The sequence below is a fragment of the Maribacter sp. MJ134 genome (assembly GCF_003970695.1).
In the GTDB taxonomy this organism is placed as follows: domain Bacteria; phylum Bacteroidota; class Bacteroidia; order Flavobacteriales; family Flavobacteriaceae; genus Maribacter.
Map to the genome: position 1 here is coordinate 2,642,123 of NZ_CP034570.1, position 20,736 is coordinate 2,662,858.

The window sequence follows — 20,736 nt, forward strand, 5'->3', positions numbered from 1 at the left end:
ACCTTGCAACGCCCAAGCGCAACCCAATATCTTTTTACGTACGGAACCCTACAAGAAACAGAGGTGCAACTGGGGGTATTTTCTAGGGTGCTCCAAGGTGAAGAAGCAATTTTGAACGGATATATCATTTCGAATGAAAAAGTTGCGGACCGCTACCCTACCATAGCAGTGTCTAATGATAGCTCCAAAACCCTAACGGGAAAAATATATATACTATCTCCCGAAGAACTCATTAAGGCAGATGCATACGAGGGAGAGGCTTATAAAAGAATTCAAGTAGTTTTAGCCTCCGGTGAAAAAGCATGGGCGTATATTGCAAAATAGCGTAGTAAATTGTCGTAGGGCAAGTTGACAAGATATTGAAAAGACGAGAATCGCGCTTAATTTCGAGGCAAGTGTTAGGACATTTAAATCTCGATTATCGAGTAAAATGAGGGTATGGGAAAAAAAAGGAAGAAGAATAAGAACGATTTTTACGGGAATAAAGGCAAATCAAAACAGGAGAGTCCCGTTAAGGCAAAAAAAAATTTAGGGCAGCATTTTTTAAAGGACGAAGGTATTGCCCGTCAGATTGCGGAGACCCTATCCTTTAAAGATTATAAAAATGTTATTGAGATTGGTCCAGGAACAGGCGTCTTAACGAAGTATCTTTTGCTACAGGATATAGATTTGGTAGCTATGGATCTGGATTCCGATTCTATTATTTATCTAAACCATAGTTTTCCTTTAGAACATCCTAAGGTTTTACAGGGCACAAACTCTTTTAAGGTAATTGAGGCCGATTTTCTTAAATACGACCTAAAGGCGTTATTTGGAACCGAGCAATTTGCCATCACCGGAAACTTCCCGTATAACATTTCAACACAAATTGTTTTTAAAATGCTTGAAATGCGCGAACAAGTACCCGAATTTACGGGTATGTTCCAAAAAGAAGTCGCGAAGCGTATTTGCGCCCCAGAAGGCAGTAAAACCTATGGAATCCTTTCGGTACTGACCCAAGCTTTCTATAGGGCGGAATATCTTTTTACGGTACATCCACAAGTCTTTGACCCACCACCAAAAGTTCAATCTGGTGTGCTTAGACTAACCAGAAAAACCGATTTTGAAATAGATTGTGACGAGAAACTATTTTATCAGGTAGTTAAAACGGCTTTCGGTCAAAGGCGAAAGACACTTCGCAACAGTCTAAAATCGTTCTCCCTTTCAGATATTCTCAAAGAAGATGCTATATTTGACCAGCGTCCAGAACAACTGGCAGTAGCTGATTTTATAGCTTTGACAAAGAAAATAGCAGATGACACCGTTTAAACTTACAGAAGAACTTGTAAGCGAAATAGAGCAGCTTATAGAAACCCAAAAGGATTCTCAATTGAATTCCATTCTGGAAGAAGTACACTACGCGGATGTAGCGGAAATCATCAATGAGCTTAATGAGGATGATGCCACGTATCTCATAAAGCTTTTGGACAGTGATAAAACCTCGGACGTACTTACCGAGCTGGATGAAGATGTAAGGGAAGCTATTCTTAGTAACCTTTCCTCCAAAGAGATTGCCGAAGAACTAGAGGAACTGGATACGGATGATGCCGCGGATATCATTGCGGAACTTCCTCAGGAGATTGTACAAGAGGTCATTTCAGAAATTGAGGATAGGGAACATGCCAAGGATATTGTTGATTTATTACGTTATGACGAAAACTCGGCCGGTGGTTTAATGGCGAAGGAATTGGTGAAGGTTAGCGAGAACTGGACGGTAACCAAATGCGTAAAAGAAATGCGGGCTCAAGCCGAGAATGTTACCCGTGTGCACTCCATTTATGTAGTGGACAAGGAAGAGAAATTAATGGGAAGACTTTCCTTGAAAGATTTATTGACCGTTTCTACCGCTACACACATTAGGGAAATATACATTCCTAAGGTAGATGCCGTGAACGTGAACGAAAAACCGGAAGAAGTAGCTAAAATCATGTCCAAATATGATTTGGAAGCCATTCCGGTAATTGATGAAATAGGTAGGCTTGTAGGACGCATTACCATTGATGATATTGTAGACGTTATTCGTGAAGAGGCGGATAAGGATTATCAAATGGCGGCCGGTATCTCCCAAGATGTGGAAGCGGATGACAGTATATGGGAGTTGACCCGAGCAAGGTTGCCCTGGCTTATCCTAGGCCTTTTTGGAGGAGCTGCCGCTGCGGTCATCATGGGTGGTTTTGAGGAAATGTTTAAAAAGTACACCATTTTATTTTTATTTACCCCTTTAATTGCCGCCATGGCAGGAAATGTAGGGGTGCAATCCAGTGCCATAATTGTACAGGGTTTGGCCAATGATGATATCAAAGGTAGCGTTGGAAATCGGTTATTGAAAGAAATGCTTCTGGCACTTTTGAACGGAGTTATTTTAGCAGCGTTGTTATTGCTGTTCACTTGGATATGGAAGGGCGACTTCTTGACCGCTCTGGCCATATCTACCTCCTTGATAGCCGTAATCGTCGTTGCTGGGTTTATTGGAACCTTTACGCCCTTGTTCTTACATAAAAGGGGAATTGACCCCGCCATTGCTACAGGACCTTTTATCACTACGAGTAATGATATTTTCGGCATACTTATCTATTTTATGATTGCCAAGCTTATCTTAGGCATTTAAAATAGATGTCAGTCGTAAAATATCTTTAAATCGGCACCATCTAAAATCAATGTTATGAAATCCATCAACCTTAGAGAAAAACATGCTTTATTTAGCAAGCAATGGCACCCCCACCAGATAGCCACCGTGGATAATATGCAAGTGATTTTGGCCAAAATACAGGGTGAATTTGTATGGCATGCACATGAAAATGAAGACGAACTCTTTCAAGTGCTGAAAGGCACCTTGTACATGAAGTTCAGGGATAGGACAGAGATTGTAAAAGAAGGCGAAATTATAGTAGTCCCTAAAGGAGTAGAACATTGCCCATCAACTAAAAATGATGAAGAAGTGCATTTATTATTGTTCGAGAAACAAGATACCACACACACAGGCAATGTAACCCATGAAATGACCCAAACTGATTATCCTAAAATTTAAATAGAAGGTTTATACGAGATAATAATAGACTCCAAAACCAATTTCAAACACGAATTACCAAATACTGAATACTGAATACTGAATACTGAATACTGAAACATATGAAAGTCCTCCACTTAGATACCAATCACCCATTGCTTTTAGAACAATTTTCACAATTAGGCTTCGAGAATGATGAGGATTATAGCGCTTCAAAATCGGAAATTGAGAAGAAAATTCAGCACTACAACGGGATAATTATACGCAGTAGATTTACCATTGATGCAGATTTTTTGGATAAAGCCACCAATCTAAAATTTATTGGAAGGCTTGGTGCGGGTCTGGAGAATATAGATGTAAGGTATGCAAAGGCAAAGGGAATCTTTTTGGCGGCAGCTCCAGAAGGAAACAGCAATGCAGTGGGGGAACATACTCTAGGAATGCTACTTTCCCTCTTTAATAAACTTAAAAAAGCGGATACGGAAGTACGAGGCGGAAAATGGGACCGAGAAGGAAATCGCGGATTAGAATTAGAGGGTAAAGTAGTTGGCATTATAGGTTACGGCCATATGGGCAAATCTTTTGCGAAAAAACTGAAAGGCTTTGATGTTGATGAAGTCATCTGTTATGACATCAAAGGAGGCGTTGAAGACGATAATGCAAGACAGGTAGGCATTATGGAACTGCAACAAAGAGCGGACATTATAAGTCTTCATGTTCCCCAAACAGAACTCACGCTTGGGATGGTCAATTCCGAATTCATATCAAAGTTTCAGAAACCTTTTTGGCTGTTCAATACCGCCAGGGGTAAATGCGTTAACACAGAAGATTTAGTCCATGCCTTGGAGTCCCAAAAAATCTTGGGTGCAGGGCTAGATGTATTAGAATATGAAAAAACATCCTTTGAAAACATGTTCACTGAACAAGCTCTCCCAAAAGCCTTTCAATATCTTATTAAGGCGGAAAATGTACTGCTCTCTCCCCATGTTGCAGGTTGGACCGTAGAGAGTAAAGAAAAACTAGCACAGACCATCGTTGCTAAAATCAAGGCTGAATTTTGTTAACTTTATTCCGAATCAATAGGAAAACAAAATGACCATCGATGCCCAAACCGTAGATGAATATATTTCCAAGCTTCCTGAGGAACGAAAAAAAGTAATCGCGCTATTACGTAAAACCATCGAGGAAAACCTTCCTAACGGTTTTAAAGAATGTATCAACTATAAAATGATCGGGTATGTTGTACCGCATACGATTTACCCAAACGGTTATCATTGTGACCCTAAGCTACCGCTACCTTTTATAAATATTGCTTCTCAAAAGAATTATGTAGCCTTATACCACTCGGGAATCTATGCCGATAAAAAACTTTTAAACTGGTTCGTGGCGGAGTATCCCAAACACTGTAATCGAAAATTGGATATGGGCAAAAGCTGTGTTAGATTTAAGCACATGGACGATATTCCATATGAACTTATCGCCGAACTCAGCACCAAAATGACCGTGAAGGACTGGATTGGGATATACGAGGAGCGGATAAAGAAATAGCTTTAAATCATGGTTATACCGCATACAATACAAACTTCTAAATATTGAAAAAAAATGAAAAATAGAGTAACCGGACTGGGCGGATTCTTTTTTAAAACCAAAGAACCAAATAAAATAAAAGATTGGTATGCCACACATTTGGGTCTGAATACGGACCAATACGGATGTACCTTTTGGTGGAAGGATAAGGAGGGTAATGACTGCTCCACACAATGGAGCCCTATGAATGAGGATACCGAATATTTTAGACCAAGCACCGCTACTTTTATGATGAATTTTAGAGTAGAGAATTTAGTGGAACTACTTCAAGTCTTAAAAAAAGAAGGTGTAACTGTCGTTGGGGAAATAGAAGAATATAGCTATGGTAAATTTGGATGGATATTAGATCCTGACGGGAACAAATTAGAACTTTGGGAACCTATTGATAAAGCTTTTCTACAATAGCTATTAATTTGTTACATTTAGAAGTATTTTAACCACCAAAAACAATTAAAATGTCAGAAGAAAACAAAGACCTTGGGGACAAAGCGGAAGATGCTTTTGATGCCGCCAAGGATAAAGCAAAAGATTTAGGAGATAAAGCAGAGGATGCCTTCGATAGTGCCAAGGAAAAGGCTGGGGAGTTTGCGGACAAAGCAGAAGAAAAAGCGAATGACTTTGCAGATGAAGCAAAAAAGACTGCAAATGAATTTAGCGACGGCTTAAATAAAGCAGTTGGAGGCGGAGAAAATAAAAAAATGTTAGTAGGTATTCTTGCTATAATATTGGGACAATTTGGTGTTCATAAATTTCTTTTGGGTTATCAAAAGGAAGGTTTTATTATGCTAGGGGCTACAATCCTAGGCTATATTACTGCTTGTTTTGTTATAGGTAGTTTTATAGTTATGGGAGTCGCTATTGTTGGATTGGTAGAAGGAATTATTTATCTGACTAAGTCAGATGAAGATTTTTATAACACCTATCAAATAGGGAAAAAACCTTGGTTTTGAAAAATTGAGCTTAGAATTTTTCTAAGCTTACAAAATTTTAAAAGTCAGATTTTCTAAAGTCTGGCTTTTTTTAATTCATTTATTATCGTAATATTGCAATATATAAATATGTTATGGGTGTAACCAAGACACAAATATTCAATACAAACCAGAACGAACTTGCCACCATATTCAAGGTGCTTTCCAATCCTGCCAGGATTGCCATACTGCAATATATAAGTACGCAAGAAGCCTGTATCTGCAACGATATTGTAGATGAAATAGGTTTGGCACAACCCACCATCTCCCAACACCTAAAGGAGTTAAAAAGCATTGACCTCATCACAGGAGAAATTGAGGGTAAACGGGTCTGCTATTGCATCAACCTAAAAAAATGGAAGAAAATACAAGACCTTCTCAATTCCTTTTTTGATAAAACTAAATTTAATTGTTGTTAATAACATAAACTATGAAAACGAACGAATTCTTATCCCTCTTAAAAGAAAATCCCAACAAAAACCTTTTGTTTGAATACAAACCGGGACAACTTGTACCGGCGAATTATCATATTACAGAGGTTAAAAATATAACTATTGATTCCGTAGACTGCGGTGCAGGGACTGACTTCTGGAAAGAAACCATTATTCAACTATGGGAAAGTCCTGAAGAAATTGGTAAAAGAGATTATATGTCCGCCTTTAAAGCCTTATCCATTTTAAACAAGGTAGATAAGATAAAACCCATGGAGAAAGAGGTAGAAGTAAAATTTGAATACAGCAACCCAAATTTTCATACCGCTCAACTTTTTGTTAATGCGCACCAAGTAGCGGGAAACAATTTGGTTTTTCATCTTGGCGTAGAACAAACAGACTGCAAAGCTAAGGACACTTGTGGTGTTCCTGTTGAAATGACTTCCAGTTCCGCAAATTCCTGTAGTCCGGAAAGTGGGTGTTGTTAACTAATCTAAAAGAATTAGGATGATTGTTATTAAACCGATGGAGCAGGGTCACTGGAATGTTGTTTCAGAAATCTACAACGAGGGTATAGATACAGGTATCGCCACGTTTGAAACAAAAGTACCGACCTATGAGGATTGGGATAAGGCACACCTAAAAAGTTGTAGAATAGTTGCTCTTGACAAGACTACGGTGATAGGATGGGCGGCACTTTCTCCAGTGTCCGGCAGATGTGTTTACGGCGGGGTTGGAGAAGTGAGTGTGTATATCAGCAGGACCTCTCGAGGAACAGGAGTGGGAAAACTACTCATGAAGCATCTCATCTATGAAAGCGAAAAAGAAGGGTTATGGACTTTACAGTCGGGCATTTTTCCAGAGAACAAAGCCAGTATTAAGCTCCATGAAAAGGTCGGATTCCGGTATATAGGCAAACGTGAAAGAGTAGGCAGAACAAGCCAAGGAGCTTGGAAAGATAATTTACTTTTTGAGCGTCGAAGTGAGCTAGTCGGTATAGATTAGGATTCTTCTTTTCCTTTAGACTGGGTCTCCATTAATTTACGCTCCAACTCTGCCTGAAACTCTTCCATAACAGGTTTCACGGTACTTTCTGGTAAGTCGGCGATTTTAATGTACATTAAGCCATCTACAGAATTGTTGAATAACGGATCAACATTAAAGGCAACGACCTTTGCATTTTGCTTAATATATTTCTTTATCAATACCGGTAAACGCAGACTACCCGGTTCTACCTCGTCTATTAAACGGTCAAATTTATTTAAATCGGCCTGGGTTTCGTCAAAAACAAATTCCTTATCGGCATCATTCAATTTTACCTTAAATTCCTTTTTTGGTCTGATATACTGGGCAACATAAGGGTCCCAATAATTAGATTTCATGAACTCTATCATAAGTGACTTAGAGAAATTTGAAAATTGGTTGCTTATACTTACCCCTCCGATTAAATATTTATGTTCTGGGTATCTTAGCGTGGTATGCACGATACCTTTCCATAGTAAGAATAACGGCATAGGTTTCTGCTGATATTCCTTTACAATATAAGCCCTGCCCATTTCTATGGAATTTTTCATCATACCGTATAACTCCGGTTCTACGCGAAACAAATCCTGCAGGTAAAAGCCATCGATACCATACTCTGGAAAAATTTCCGCCCCCATACCCATTCTATAAGCTCCCACAATACATTTATCATCGCTATCCCAAAGAAATAAATGATGGTAATACGCATCGAATTTGTCTAAATCTATGGCATTATTGGTGCCTTCGCCAATGGCCCTAAAGGTAATTTCTCGTTGCCGACCAATTTCCTTTAAAATAAAGGGCATGTCCTTTTCTTTGGCCAGGAATACCTCATAGTTCTTACTCTGGAGTAGCCTACAATCCTTCTCACGAAGTTTTTCAATTTCGCCCTCCATAACCTCCTTACGCATGGCACCGGCAATTTTTTTGGGAGGCTTGGGTATTTTCAGTGTCGCCGGTATCTGGTCTATGAGTCGTTCTTTCTCATAGGCATTGGAAAGGATATAGGTTTTTTTGCGCAACAGATCAGTATACTCTTCAAGATTTTCCTGTTCTTTTTGGGACTGAACCGAAATAGGTTGCCCAATGCGCACTTTTATAGGTCTATTACGCTGAGAGAATACTTGAGAGGGAATTAAAGCTGTTCTAAAAATAGGACTCCATTTAGAAAGTCGATAAAACAACTTGGTGTTTTTAGCATGAAAATATATGGGCACTACAGGCACTTCTGCCTTTCTTATCAACTTCAACACAGCCTCTTCCCATGGTTTATCTACCAGTAGCTTCCCTTCTTTATGGGTGGATACTTCCCCAGCCGGAAAAATCCCGAGGGGATGACCGTTTCTTACGTGAACCAAAGCCTTCTTAAAGCCTGCTATACTGCTCTTGGCATCTTTATGTTCCTCAAAAGGGTTTACCGGAAGAATATAGGGCGCCAGAGGAACCATCCGTTGTAAGAGAAAGTTGGCCATAATCTTGTAATCCTTACGGTTTGGTAACATTAACCGCATTAAAAGAATACCATCAATAGCACCTAAAGGATGATTACTAATGGTAATGTACGCTCCCTCTTTTGGCAATCGCTTAAAATCTTCTTCGGGTATCTCGTAGTCAATCTCAAAATGCTTTAGGATGGCCGCGGCATAGTCCTCACAATCTAGATGTGCTATTTTATCGTAAAAAGAATTAATACTTGAGATTCTGGTGATTTTCATCAAGAGCCAGCCGATAAAAGTACCTACATAACCGTATTTAGAAAGGTTGATAGCCTTTGCTATCTCTTTTGCGGTCACTAAACCCATAGAAAGAAAATATTAGCGTGCGGTAAATATAGCAAAATCCCTAGTTGAGCCTGCTATTTTAACTTTTAAAAGATAAAAGACAGCACTACTTCACAACCAGTTGAACCGTTTCTTTTCCGCGTTGTTCCAGCAATATTTCATACCCGTTTTGCAAGGATTCTATGGATTTAGAATCAAAATGTCTAATGGTATACAGCGAAACATCTTCATGATGCACAACCTTAAATTTGCTTTTAAGTTGATTTAGTAATGGCTCAAGACCACCAAATTTATTATCCACACAGACGGAAAAACTGATTGCAGAATTTTGGATTAAATCTACTTTCATTTTATGTTCATGAAAAAGTTTGAACAGTGCGCTGATGCTGTCCTCAACAATGAAAGAGAAATCCAATGAGGACAACTTCATTAAGACTTGGTTCTTTTTAACGATAAAGCAGGGCACTTTTGGTTCTATCCCCACGCCCTTACCCACCGTAGTACCCTTGTTCTTAGGGTTGATAAAAGACTTTACGTGAAGTGGAATCTCCTTTCTTTGAAGCGGCTGCAGGGTTTTAGGGTGAATTACAGAAGCCCCGTAAAAAGCTAGTTCTATAGCTTCCCGATAAGAAATGTTGTTCAGAAGTTGTGTTTCCTTGAAATACCTAGGGTCTGCATTCAAAACCCCCGGTACATCTTTCCAGATTGTAACGGAATCCGCATTAAGGCAATAGGCCAATATCGCGGCCGTATAATCAGAGCCTTCTCTTCCTAAAGTGGTGGTGAAATTGTTGTCATCACTACCTAAAAAGCCTTGGGTAATATTCAATATTCCCCTATTTATCTTAGCAATATTCTCCTGGGTCTTTTCCCAAGATACCGTCGTATCCCTGTAGGCGTTATCGGTTTTAATGAAATTCCTAACGTCTAACCATTGATTTTTGATTCCGATTTCCTTTAAATAAGCACTAATAATCGTGGTAGAAATCAACTCCCCGTATCCTACCACCTGATCGTACACAAAATTATAATTAGGTGATTTGTTCCAAGCAAGAAATCCGGTAACCTCATCCACCAAAGTCTTCACATCTTTATACACTTGGTGTTGGGTATTGGGGAATAAATCTTTAAGAATATCTTGGTGATAGACTACAATATCCTGTATAGTACTGGATATTTTGTTTTTATCCTTGAAATAAGCGTCTACCACAGCCTCCATGGCATTAGTGGTTTTACCCATGGCAGAAACGACTAAAATTGTATCTGCATGTCCAACTTCCTCTAATACTTTTACTACATTTTTTATACCTGCAGCATCCTTTACCGATGCACCACCAAATTTAAAAACCCTCATAAAAAATTCTCTTTTCAATTCCTCACTTCATAGCGAGTTACAGTATTATATATTCTCTAAATATGCTTTAATTCCTTTTTCGTCCAACTGTACCACGTCCCAATCGCGCATAACGTTGGCTCCTTTGCTCTCGTAAAAGTCTATGGCAGGGTCGTTCCAGTCTATTACCTCCCAGCTGATTCGTTTTACACCCAAATCGTTTCCATATTTCACCACTTCATTCAATAAGGCCGTACCTAAACCGCTACCCCGCATTTTTTCCGTAATAATGAGGTCTTCTAAGTGGATGACGGGTCCTTTCCAAGTAGAATATCTAGGATACACCAATGCCATTCCTACAATAGAACTCCCATGCTCGGCAACAAAACAATGAAACAACGGATTCTCTTTAAAACCATCAGCTATTAAATCATCAACGGTGACCTCAACAGCATTAGCCTCCTTTTCGAACCTAGCCAATTCATGAATTAGTTCAAGAACATGAGCCATGTCTTTTTCTTGTGCATTTCTAATCGTAAACTCCATATTGTTACAAATAAAACACAAAGTTATAAATTTAAGAAATGTAAAATGTCCTAAAACGATGTAGTTTCACAAAATACCCGATATTTGTGGTCTAAACCTAACTTCTTTTTTGATGACAAAAAAAAATCAGACCCTTGGAGAGTTCATTATTGAAAATCAGTCCTCATTTCAATATTCATCTGGAGAGTTATCTAAACTGATTAATGCCATCCGTTTGGCGGCCAAGGTAGTTAACCACGAGGTGAACAAGGCAGGATTGGTCGATATTCTTGGAGATGCCGGAGATACTAACATCCAAGGCGAAGAACAAAAGAAATTGGATGTCTTTGCAAATGAGAAATTTATTTCGACCTTAAAAAACAGGGAAATCGTCTGTGGTATTGCCTCTGAAGAGGAAGATAGTTTTATCAGTATAAATAGTAACGACAACAAACATCAAAATAAATACATTGTTCTGATTGACCCGTTGGATGGTTCTTCTAATGTAGATGTAAATGTTTCCGTTGGAACCATTTTTTCTATATATCGTAGGGTAACTCCAGTAGGCACTCCCGTTACTTTAGAAGATTTCCTGCAACCCGGAAATAAACAAGTTGCCGCAGGATATGTAGTCTACGGAACATCTACCATGTTGGTATACACCACGGGTGATGGTGTTAACGGATTTACACTAAACCCGGCCCTAGGAACATTCTATCTATCACATCCTAACATGCAATTCCCGGAAACAGGTAAAATATATTCCGTTAATGAAGGGAACTATGTGCATTTCCTCCAAGGTGTTAAGGACTACATTAAATATTGCCAACAAGAAGAAGGTGACAGACCCTATACCTCTAGATACATAGGTTCGCTAGTTTCCGACTTTCACAGAAATATGATAAAGGGTGGCATTTACATGTATCCCAAAAGCAGTTTAACCGAAAGTGGAAAACTACGCTTATTGTATGAGTGCAACCCTATAGCCTTTATTGCGGAGCAGGCAAATGGTCTAGCCGTTGGAGGTAAGACGCGTATTATGGACATTGAACCAACGGAACTACACCAGCGTGTTCCTTTTTTCTGCGGAAGTAGAAAAATGGTAGAAAAGTTACAAGAATTTTTAGATAAGTACCATTAATAAAAAAGGGGAGGCAAATGCCTCCCCTTTTTTAATCCATTTTTCCACAATTGTTATTAGCGCTTTAATAAATAGCTATAATCTTCAAAATCTATCTTACCACTGAATATAGCTACGGATCGCTCTATTACTTTATTAGCGGCTTCCTCGGAGAAACCTAAGCCTATAGCATATCTTTTTAAGAGTATCATTTCTTCGTCGTCTATCATGTGGTCAGCGAAGATGATTCTAAAAAGATCGTATAAACGCTCCAATCTCTTTTCCGAATCTACAGGAGGTTCAATTGGATATTTATTTGAGGGTTTCATGACTTCCTTGTACTCACTATCGGAAATCTGCAACTTACGGGCAAATTTGTCCAATAACGATTGTTCCTCCTCGCTTATTATTCCGTCAGATGCCGCCAAGGTGGCCATAGCGGCAAAATGTGCTACGTTTTTCCTATGTTCGGGGTTTCCGTATAAATCTGTAAATGACATAAATTCTTTATTTATTGGACACAAATATAATTTTTTTAGAGGTCATAGTTTATATACTTCCCAACTTTGTTTTGCGCTCAAATTTGTAATTTCACAGGGCTATGAACAAACCTCTTTTAGAATTTACGGATAAAGGCATCTATTGCAATCCTGCAAAGGTTTACCTAGACCCTTGGAAGCCAGTGAAAAAAGCAATTATTTCACATGGTCATGCAGACCATAGCAGATGGGGACACCAACAATATATAACCCATCATAGAAATGTACCCATAATCTCCCATAGGCTCGGGGATATAAACGTTACCGGTGTAAACTGGGGAGAACCCTTTGTTATTAATAACGTAAAATTCAGTCTTCACCCAGCGGGTCACATTATTGGATCTTCGCAGATTAGAGTGGAACATAAAGATGAAGTATGGGTGTTTACGGGTGATTATAAAACAGAGGATGATGGTATTTCAACACCTTATGAACCTATAAAATGTGACACCTTTATTACAGAATGTACCTTTGGCCTGCCGGCATTTAAATGGACACCACAAGCTGAAGTATTACAAAATATTAATCAATGGTGGGCAGCGAATAAAGCCGAAGGAAAAACATCCGTTCTTTTTGGTTATAGCCTGGGCAAAGCGCAACGTCTGCTCAAATATTTAGATACGGATATTGGCAAAATATACACCCATGGCGCTATCGAAAATATGACGCGAGTGCTACGACCATTGGTCAATTTTCCGGATACCCATCTCATTACGAAGGATACCAAAAAAACCGAGCTTTTAGGAAATATCGTTTTGGCACCCCCAAGTGCGCATAGCTCCTCTTGGATTCGTAAAATGGTTCCCTATGTTACCGCATCGGCCAGCGGATGGATGGCCTTTAGAGGCGCTAGAAGAAGACGTGCCATTGACAAAGGTTTTGTTTTGAGCGATCATTGCGATTGGCAAGGATTGCTGGCCAGTATTGAAGCCACCGGAGCAGAAAAAATTATCTGTACGCATGGCTATACCGAAATATTTTCTAGGTATTTAAGAGATCAAGGCTATGATGCCAGAACAGAGGAAACGCAATATGGTGAAGAAGAAAACGAAACTATTATGGCCAAGGAAGAGGTAGAACCATGAAAAGATTTGCAGCGCTCATAAAAACCTTGGACAGCACCAATAAGACCACCTTAAAGGTGAATGCCCTGGCGGATTATTTTGAACAGGCCAATGACAGGGATAAAGTCTGGACCATTGCCATACTTTCTCATCGGCGTCCGCCAAGACCTGTTAATACGACTTTATTACGGGAATGGGCTTCCGAATTGGCCAACATACCCCTGTGGCTCTTTGAGGAAAGTTACCATATTGTGGGTGATCTGGCAGAAACAATTGCTTTGGTACTGCCGACTTCCCAACAATCCACCGAAAAAAGTTTAACGCAGTTCTTAGAGGAGATGATTTCCTTAAAAAAGAAATCGGACGAGGATAAAAAAAATTACCTCTACGAGAATTGGAAAGTGTTGAATTATTATGAGCGATTTGTTTTTACCAAGCTCATTACCGGAGGTTTTCGTATTGGAGTAAGTCAAAAACTGATGACCAAGGCACTTTCCAAAGCCACGACAATTGACGAGGATATCCTAGCCTACAAATTGATGGGCAACTGGGACCCCAATAAAATTACCTTTCAAGAATTGGTATTGGAAGAAAACGAAAGCGATTTTCTTTCCAAGCCCTACCCTTTTTATCTGGCCTATGCCATCGAAGGAGCGGTAAGTGATTTAGGAAATGTGAGCGAATGGTCGGCAGAGCATAAGTGGGACGGTATACGGTCTCAAGTAATTCTTAGAAATAACGAACTATTTGTCTGGAGTCGTGGAGAGGAATTGGTGACGGATAAATATCCAGAATTTCAGGCTTTTGTGGGCACTATACCTAACGGCACCGTAATCGACGGTGAAATACTACCCTATCCCAACGGAGAAATAGGAACTTTTAACGATTTGCAAACTAGAATTGGCCGCAAAACAGTTTCCAAGGCATTACTGGGGAAAGTACCCGTCATTTTAAAAGCGTACGACCTATTGGAATGGGCAGGAAAAGATATTCGTCAGCAGTCCTTCATGGAACGCCGTAAACTCCTAGAGGATCTTTTCAGAACTACATCCGAAATACCAAGCGAGGACGAGAAAAACCTTAAGGGCAAAATTCCGTTATTTTTATCCCAAAGACTACAATTTAATTCATGGTCAGAAGTGGCCAAGGAACGAGAACGGGCTAGGGAAATGCGAAGTGAGGGGTTAATGCTAAAGCGAAAAGACTCTCCTTATCTTGTTGGTAGAAAAAAAGGGGATTGGTGGAAATGGAAGGTAGACCCATTATCTATTGATGCCGTGCTTACTTACGCTATGCGTGGTCACGGAAGAAGAAGCAATCTTTTTACCGATTACACCTTCGCATTATGGCAAGAGAATGAGCAAGGAGAAAAAGAACTCGTAACCTTTGCAAAGGCCTATTCAGGTCTTACGGATGCTGAATTTAAAAAAGTGGACGCTTGGATAAAGAAGAATACCCTGGAACGTTTTGGACCCGTCCGCAGCGTTACGCCCCATCACGTATTTGAAATCGCTTTTGAAGGCATAGCCCTTTCAAAAAGACACAAGAGCGGTATTGCAACACGATTTCCTAGAATAGTTAGATGGCGACAGGATAAAACCATACACGAAGCAAACAACCTGGAAGATTTAAAGGCGATGATACCCAAGTAGGTAATGAATAGACGCGATTTGTATAACATAGCCGAGACCTGGTTCCAAGAGCAAAACTGGAAGCCCTTTAAGTTCCAAAAAGATGCTTGGACCGCTTTTCTACAGGGAAAAAATGGCCTACTGAACGCCCCTACAGGAAGCGGAAAAACTTATGCCCTTTGGTTTCCGATTGTGTTGAACTACATTAAAAAAAATCCCGACTACAAAACAAAACATAAAAAAGGCTTAAAGGCTATTTGGATTACACCACTAAGAGCCCTTTCCAATGAAATTCAACAATCTGCCGAACGTATTACCCAAGATTTGGGAACACAGATGACCGTTGGTATACGCACAGGTGATACCTCCGCCAAAGAACGTGCTAGGCAAAAAACGAAAATGCCAGACCTCCTTATCACCACACCAGAGAGTCTACAACTTTTACTATCCTCCAAAGGGTACGAAAAAGTGTTTAAGGATTGTACCGCCATTGTGGTAGACGAATGGCACGAGCTACTGGGCACCAAGCGAGGCGTTCAAATGGAGTTGGGACTATCCAGGTTAAAGGTCATCTCCAAAGATTTGCGCATATGGGGTATATCGGCAACAATAGGCAATTTAGGACAGGCAAGAGAGGTGCTGTTAGGTCCAGAAACAGCGGCATTAAAAAATTCAGTGCTAATCAAAGCCAAACTGAATAAAAAAATTACGGTAAAAAGCATCATCCCAAAAGAGATGGAAACCTTTCCATGGCGTGGTCATTTAGGTCTGCGTTTGTTAGAAGATGTAGTACCAATAATCAATAGTAGCAAAACCACCCTACTTTTTACCAATACGCGCAGCCAATGCGAAATATGGTTTCAGAAAATACTGGAAAAACACCCGGAATATGCAGGCGAAATGGCCATGCACCATGGTAGCGTCAACAAAGAAACCCGGGTTTGGGTAGAACAAGCGATACGTAACGAAAGTCTAAAAGCAGTGGTCTGTACCTCCAGTCTGGACTTAGGGGTCGATTTTGCCCCGGTAGAAACGGTAGTTCAAATTGGCGGACCTAAAGGTGTTGCACGATTTTTACAACGCGCCGGAAGAAGCGGGCATAGACCAGGAAAAGAAAGTGTAATTCACTTTTTACCCACACACGCTATGGAACTTATTGAAGCATCTGCCATGCAACAAGCCGTTAAACAGGAAGCCGTTGAGGACAGGATCCCATACCTCAACAGCTACGATGTCCTCTTGCAATACCTTACCACGTTGGCAGTATCAGATGGATTTTATCCCGATGAAATTTATAATGAGATCAAACAGACATTCTGCTATCAGTCGCTTTCACGAACTCAATGGCAATGGTTGTTGAATTTCTTGGTGATGGGCAGTCAAAGCCTTCAGTCGTATGATGAATACAAAAAAGTTGATGTGGAGGCGGATGGAAAATTTAAGGTAACCAATCGTGGTATAGCCATGCGCCATCGTTTTCAGATAGGGACTATTGTCGGTGATGCCAATATCTCGGTACGCTACCAAAAAGGCGGGTACATTGGTTCTATCGAAGAATATTTCATTTCCAAGTTAACCCAGGGAGATGTCTTTACCTTCGCTGGGAGAAACCTAGAATTTATAAGGGTTAAAGGAATGCAGGCCCATGTTCGTAATTCTACCAAACGCACGAATAAGGTACCCAGCTGGATGGGAGGCAGACTAAGTTTCTCCGCTCAAATGTCAGAATTATTGCGACAGGAACTGTACACGGCAACATTGGAAACAAAAGAGCAATCCATAGAAATTCAATCCTTGGCACCCATGTTCGCTAAGCAACGGGAAGAAAGTATCGTTCCTAAGCCAAGTGAATTTTTAATAGAAACATTTAAAACAAGAGATGGGTACCACCATATCTTCTATCCTTTTGAAGGTCGTGCAGTGCACGAGGCCATGAGTAGTTTATTGGCCTATCGTATAAGTCTGCTTTCGCCCATAACCTGTTCCTTAGCGTATAACGACTATGGATTTGAATTACTATCGGACCAACAGATAAACATTCAAGAAGTTCTGGACAATGACCTTTTCACTACGGATTATATGTTAGGAGACCTTCAAAAGAGCCTGAATTCCAACGAAATGGCTCGCCGTAAATTCCGTGATATTGCCGTGATAAGCGGCATGGTATTTACCGGGTACCCCAACAAAGGCATAAAAATGAAGCACTTGCAAAGTAGTTCTCAACTCCTTTTTGATGTATTTAAAGATTTCGAGGATGATAATCTATTGTATCAACAGGCCTATACGGAAACCTTTGAACACCAGTTGGAAGAAGGCCGGTTACGACTGGCATTGGAACGTATTGCACGGCAGGAAACCGTGTGGAAGCAATGCACAAAGGCCACACCGTTCTCATTTCCTATAATCACCGATAGATTGCGAGAAAAATTATCCAGTGAAAAGTTGGCAGATAGAATAAAACGTATGACGGCCATTTTGATGAAGTAACAAAAGGCCTTCTGTCCCTCTAAGAGGGAATTACTCTTCCCTCTTGTAATGGTTAGTCCATAAAGCGAAATAAACAGGCTTAATTTATGTTGGGATGTTTTCCTAATTAATCGGTGCAGGTAGTAGTTTTTATCAAAGTAAAACCTCCCTCCTTTTAAGGAGGGATTAAGGGAGGTGTCCATTCTCTTGTACATTTAATTCGTAACAATTAGTATTGATGTTTATTATACTTTTACAAACTCATTATGCTGTTTTTAGAAAAAACTACAGTTAGGCAGTATTGGTTAAAAAAAATAAATGACCTGTCCCATCCAGATTAATGGCCACAACTTTGCAATGCATGCCTCTGGCGTCTTGTTTTGGGAAGAGCGATCTACGTTGTTGATCAGTGACGTGCATTTGGGGAAGGTCTCGCACTTTAGAAAATTTGGGGCGGCGGTACCGCAACAAGCCGTTCAGAAGAATTTTGATGTTCTAAATGAAAGCGTTGCATTTTTTAAACCGAGGACCATTGTTTTTATGGGCGATTTATTTCATTCTTCGCTCAACAAAGAATGGGGTTTATTTGAGGAATGGAGTGCGAAAATTACAGCTAAGTTGGTATTGGTATCTGGAAATCATGATATTATATCACCCTTGAGATATGAAGATTTGGGGATTACCGTGGTATCAGAACTAGACCTAGAAGGATTCTTACTTACGCATCACCCGGAAGAACGTGAAGGATGGTTTAATTTTGCGGGGCATATACATCCTGCCATTAAACTTACAGGACTAGGCCGGCAATCCGTAAGACTCCCCTGTTTCTTTAAGACGAAAAATCAAATGATCCTGCCTGCCTTCGGGGAATTTACGGGAACCTTTACGATGCAACCAACAGATGACTGTGAGGCCTACGCCCTTTTGGGCGATTCCGTGTTGAAAGTTCCTATCAAGGAAGTTAAAAAAAGAAGGCGTTCCGCTAGGTAACCATTTGGGTTAATAATAGATACGGCCCGTACAGGTCTAATCGTTATTTTTACAGAAACCCATACCGCATGAAAAAATACGCCATTCTTAATCTGGCCTCCGTCATTTTCGTTATTGTCGTTAATTACCTCTCCCAAGCATTACGGTTGAACAATACCACCATTGGCGAAATAAGTGCCACCTACGATAATCTGTTTACCCCGGCCTCATATGCCTTTTCCATCTGGGGCATCATCTTTTTAAGTCTACTCGCTTATGGTATTTTTCAGGTACGCCGAGCTTTTTTTAGTGATAAGAAGAGTGTGTTTATTGAACAGACCGGTTACTGGTTCTGTTTAGCCAATGTATTGAACGCGTCTTGGGTATTAGCATTTGTCTACGATTATACGGCCATGTCCGTTCTTATTATGTTGGGAATTTTATTTTCACTGTTGCAGGTAGTGCTACGAACCAACATGGAGCGATGGGATGCCCCTGTTTCCATTATTGCTTTTGTTTGGTGGCCCATTTGCATCTATAGCGGGTGGATTACCGTAGCAACCATTGCCAATTTTTCGGCCTATTTCAGTAAACTGGGATGGAACGGGAATCCGTTAACGGAGGTAAGTTGGACCATAATTCTGATTGTAGTAGCGGTAATCCTAAATCTGCTAATGATCGTAAAACGCAACATGCGGGAATTTGCATTGGTAGGCGTTTGGGCACTATTTGCCATTTATGTGAGGCATCAAGAGACTCAAGAAAATATTGCCCTTAGTGCTTTGATGGGAAGCATCGTGCTTTTTATTGCCATCCTCGTGCATGGATACCAGAATAGAAAAACCAATTTTTTAAAAAAATTAATGGAAAGAACATCCAATACCTAAACCATACTTTTAACATCGTTCACCCAGGAGGGATAGGTAAAAATAGTGGTCTTCAAATCTCTCGCCGTCATCTTCGCATTTATGGCCATGGTAAAAATATTGATGGTTTCGGCTGCTTCGGGACCCAAAAGGTGGGCGCCTACAATTTCGTCGGTTCTTTCGTTCAGTAGAATTTTATAACTGTAAACAGGCGCGTTGATTCTTTTGGCATTGAACCAAGCATTGGCAACACCTTGTTTGATTATTATATTTTTAAAGCGCGCTTGGGCCTCTTCTTCCGAATAGCCTACCGATGCGAGGTTGGGGAGCGTAAAAACCACCGAGGGTATCACTGGATACGACAGTTTTTTCTGTTTGCCCTCTAAAATGTTCTTCGCTGCAATATGACCTTCTAGCCCCGATAAGGGGGTAAGGGGCAATCCATTGGCGGAAACATCGCCACAAGCATACACAGCGGTGTTGCTCTTACTCTGCAAAAACGCATTGGTTTCAATACCGGCATCGCTGAATAATACATTGGCCTTCTTCAAATCTAGCTGAGAAATAGCGGGAACCCTACCAGCGGTATTGAATAACATTCGGGATTTAAACGTTGGTTTTTTACCGCCTTTAATATAGGTAATCTTGTAATTCTTCCTTAGCTTTTGTAGCGAAGTAATTTTAGCCTTAAAAATATAGTCGATTCCCAATTTCTTGGAATAATGGGTGAGCTCTTTCACCAAATCCTTATCAAATGCGCTTAAAGGTCGCTCACCAGAATCGATGACGGTTACTTTAACTCCTGCCCGTACCGCAATATGGGCAAGTTCCATTCCTACATAGCCCGCCCCCATAAAAGTAATGTGTTTGGGCAGTGCCTTTAAATTTAAAAATTCGTCACTACTTTTTAAATGCTTATGCCCATCAAAGTTAAATTTCCGAGGTTCGTATCCGGTTGCAATGACGTAGTGTTTTGCGATAATCTTTTTACCTTCGACCAGCACCGTGCGCTCATCCAAAAATTTTGGAGATTGATGGTACAGGGTTATTCCCAAATTTTTTAATTTCTTCTCTGTGCTTTCGGGCACCTTGGCCGTAAATTTCTTTTTAAACTGCTGTAGCTTTTTCCAATTGAATTTTGGGGATTGTAAGATTTCCTTCTTTTTAAGGTTATGGGCATCTTCCAAAATTTCGGTCAATGACATCAAGACCTTTTTTGGGTCGCACCCCCTATTGGCACAAGTGCCTCCAAACTCTCTATTATCCACTATAGCGACCTTCTTACCCGCTTTTGCGCAAGTTTCCGCAACGGTCTGGCCCGCTATACCGCTTCCAATTACAAAAACATCGAATTCCTTTTCTTCCATCTTAACAAGTTGTTTTTATG

22 protein-coding genes are annotated in these 20,736 nt (G+C 40.2%); 17 read left to right on the forward strand and 5 right to left on the reverse strand.

Annotation, left to right across the window (positions count from 1 at the left end; translation table 11 throughout):
• Nucleotides 1-3 precede the first annotated feature (3 nt).
• From EJ994_RS17620 to EJ994_RS11425, 11 genes are all read left to right on the forward strand, one after another.
• Nucleotides 4-324: a gamma-glutamylcyclotransferase family protein gene (locus tag EJ994_RS17620; protein WP_410504179.1), complete on the forward strand. Its 321-nt coding sequence runs from the start codon at nucleotides 4-6 to the stop codon at nucleotides 322-324.
• Nucleotides 325-438: 114 nt separating this feature from the next.
• On the forward strand, nucleotides 439-1,308 hold the full coding sequence (gene rsmA, locus EJ994_RS11380) for a 16S rRNA (adenine(1518)-N(6)/adenine(1519)-N(6))-dimethyltransferase RsmA (protein ID WP_126592545.1): 870 nt from the start codon (nucleotides 439-441) through the stop codon (nucleotides 1,306-1,308).
• The gene (gene mgtE, locus EJ994_RS11385; protein ID WP_099572962.1) at nucleotides 1,295-2,647 is read left to right on the forward strand and encodes a magnesium transporter; all 1,353 of its coding nucleotides are present in this window, start codon (nucleotides 1,295-1,297) and stop codon (nucleotides 2,645-2,647) included. The genes rsmA and mgtE overlap by 14 nt, the downstream gene beginning before the upstream one ends.
• A 54-nt stretch (nucleotides 2,648-2,701) precedes the next feature.
• Nucleotides 2,702-3,067: a cupin domain-containing protein gene (locus tag EJ994_RS11390; RefSeq protein ID WP_126592546.1), complete on the forward strand. Its 366-nt coding sequence runs from the start codon at nucleotides 2,702-2,704 to the stop codon at nucleotides 3,065-3,067.
• 101 nt (nucleotides 3,068-3,168) lie between these two features.
• Complete coding sequence (locus EJ994_RS11395; protein WP_126592547.1) at nucleotides 3,169-4,110, forward strand: 2-hydroxyacid dehydrogenase; 942 nt, start codon at nucleotides 3,169-3,171, stop codon at nucleotides 4,108-4,110.
• Nucleotides 4,111-4,138: 28 nt separating this feature from the next.
• Complete coding sequence (locus EJ994_RS11400) at nucleotides 4,139-4,594, forward strand: DUF1801 domain-containing protein (RefSeq protein WP_126592548.1); 456 nt, start codon at nucleotides 4,139-4,141, stop codon at nucleotides 4,592-4,594.
• A gap of 54 nt (nucleotides 4,595-4,648) precedes the next feature.
• Nucleotides 4,649-5,038, forward strand: a complete 390-nt coding sequence (locus EJ994_RS11405) for a VOC family protein (protein ID WP_126592549.1) — start codon at nucleotides 4,649-4,651, stop codon at nucleotides 5,036-5,038.
• A 50-nt stretch (nucleotides 5,039-5,088) separates the two neighbouring features.
• The gene (locus EJ994_RS11410; protein ID WP_126592550.1) at nucleotides 5,089-5,583 is read left to right on the forward strand and encodes an NINE protein; all 495 of its coding nucleotides are present in this window, start codon (nucleotides 5,089-5,091) and stop codon (nucleotides 5,581-5,583) included.
• A gap of 113 nt (nucleotides 5,584-5,696) precedes the next feature.
• Complete coding sequence (locus EJ994_RS11415) at nucleotides 5,697-6,020, forward strand: ArsR/SmtB family transcription factor (RefSeq protein ID WP_126592551.1); 324 nt, start codon at nucleotides 5,697-5,699, stop codon at nucleotides 6,018-6,020.
• An 11-nt stretch (nucleotides 6,021-6,031) separates the two neighbouring features.
• A complete protein-coding gene (locus EJ994_RS11420) occupies nucleotides 6,032-6,520 on the forward strand; it encodes a DUF6428 family protein (RefSeq protein ID WP_126592552.1) in 489 nt (162 codons plus the stop codon).
• A 19-nt stretch (nucleotides 6,521-6,539) separates the two neighbouring features.
• On the forward strand, nucleotides 6,540-7,037 hold the full coding sequence (locus EJ994_RS11425) for a GNAT family N-acetyltransferase (RefSeq protein WP_126592553.1): 498 nt from the start codon (nucleotides 6,540-6,542) through the stop codon (nucleotides 7,035-7,037).
• Here the strand turns inward: EJ994_RS11425 and EJ994_RS11430 are convergent.
• The 3 genes from EJ994_RS11430 to EJ994_RS11440 all read right to left on the reverse strand — a co-directional run bounded on the left by EJ994_RS11430 (nucleotide 7,034) and on the right by EJ994_RS11440 (nucleotide 10,715).
• Nucleotides 7,034-8,857, reverse strand: coding sequence for a GNAT family N-acyltransferase (locus EJ994_RS11430; RefSeq protein WP_126592554.1), 1,824 nt, complete (start codon nucleotides 8,855-8,857; stop codon nucleotides 7,034-7,036). The genes EJ994_RS11425 and EJ994_RS11430 overlap by 4 nt on opposite strands.
• An 85-nt stretch (nucleotides 8,858-8,942) precedes the next feature.
• Nucleotides 8,943-10,190 carry an aspartate kinase gene (locus tag EJ994_RS11435; RefSeq protein WP_126592555.1) on the reverse strand — a complete coding sequence of 416 codons (1,248 nt, stop codon included), beginning with the start codon at nucleotides 10,188-10,190 and terminating at the stop codon, nucleotides 8,943-8,945.
• A 45-nt stretch (nucleotides 10,191-10,235) separates the two neighbouring features.
• On the reverse strand, nucleotides 10,236-10,715 hold the full coding sequence (locus tag EJ994_RS11440; protein ID WP_126592556.1) for a GNAT family N-acetyltransferase: 480 nt from the start codon (nucleotides 10,713-10,715) through the stop codon (nucleotides 10,236-10,238).
• A 112-nt stretch (nucleotides 10,716-10,827) separates the two neighbouring features.
• On the opposite strand from EJ994_RS11440, the gene fbp reads away from it, so the two are divergent.
• A complete protein-coding gene (gene fbp / locus EJ994_RS11445; protein WP_099572974.1) occupies nucleotides 10,828-11,835 on the forward strand; it encodes a class 1 fructose-bisphosphatase in 1,008 nt (335 codons plus the stop codon).
• 56 nt (nucleotides 11,836-11,891) lie between these two features.
• On the opposite strand, the gene EJ994_RS11450 is transcribed toward fbp, so the two are convergent.
• The gene (locus EJ994_RS11450) at nucleotides 11,892-12,314 is read right to left on the reverse strand and encodes a TerB family tellurite resistance protein (RefSeq protein WP_099572975.1); all 423 of its coding nucleotides are present in this window, start codon (nucleotides 12,312-12,314) and stop codon (nucleotides 11,892-11,894) included.
• Nucleotides 12,315-12,415: 101 nt separating this feature from the next.
• On the opposite strand from EJ994_RS11450, the gene EJ994_RS11455 reads away from it, so the two are divergent.
• The 5 genes from EJ994_RS11455 to EJ994_RS11475 all read left to right on the forward strand — a co-directional run bounded on the left by EJ994_RS11455 (nucleotide 12,416) and on the right by EJ994_RS11475 (nucleotide 19,370).
• Nucleotides 12,416-13,438: a ligase-associated DNA damage response exonuclease gene (locus EJ994_RS11455; protein ID WP_126592557.1), complete on the forward strand. Its 1,023-nt coding sequence runs from the start codon at nucleotides 12,416-12,418 to the stop codon at nucleotides 13,436-13,438.
• Nucleotides 13,435-15,069: an ATP-dependent DNA ligase gene (locus tag EJ994_RS11460; protein WP_126592558.1), complete on the forward strand. Its 1,635-nt coding sequence runs from the start codon at nucleotides 13,435-13,437 to the stop codon at nucleotides 15,067-15,069. Before EJ994_RS11455 ends, EJ994_RS11460 begins: the two co-directional genes overlap by 4 nt.
• 3 nt (nucleotides 15,070-15,072) lie before the next feature.
• Complete coding sequence (locus tag EJ994_RS11465) at nucleotides 15,073-17,535, forward strand: ligase-associated DNA damage response DEXH box helicase (RefSeq protein ID WP_126592559.1); 2,463 nt, start codon at nucleotides 15,073-15,075, stop codon at nucleotides 17,533-17,535.
• Between the two features lie 297 nt (nucleotides 17,536-17,832).
• Nucleotides 17,833-18,504: a ligase-associated DNA damage response endonuclease PdeM gene (gene pdeM / locus EJ994_RS11470; protein WP_126592560.1), complete on the forward strand. Its 672-nt coding sequence runs from the start codon at nucleotides 17,833-17,835 to the stop codon at nucleotides 18,502-18,504.
• A gap of 68 nt (nucleotides 18,505-18,572) precedes the next feature.
• The gene (locus tag EJ994_RS11475) at nucleotides 18,573-19,370 is read left to right on the forward strand and encodes a tryptophan-rich sensory protein (protein WP_126592561.1); all 798 of its coding nucleotides are present in this window, start codon (nucleotides 18,573-18,575) and stop codon (nucleotides 19,368-19,370) included.
• On the opposite strand, the gene EJ994_RS11480 is transcribed toward EJ994_RS11475, so the two are convergent.
• Nucleotides 19,367-20,716 (reverse strand): dihydrolipoyl dehydrogenase family protein, encoded by a 1,350-nt coding sequence (locus EJ994_RS11480; protein WP_126592562.1) that lies wholly within the window; start codon nucleotides 20,714-20,716, stop codon nucleotides 19,367-19,369. The genes EJ994_RS11475 and EJ994_RS11480 overlap by 4 nt on opposite strands.
• Nucleotides 20,717-20,736 lie beyond the last annotated feature (20 nt).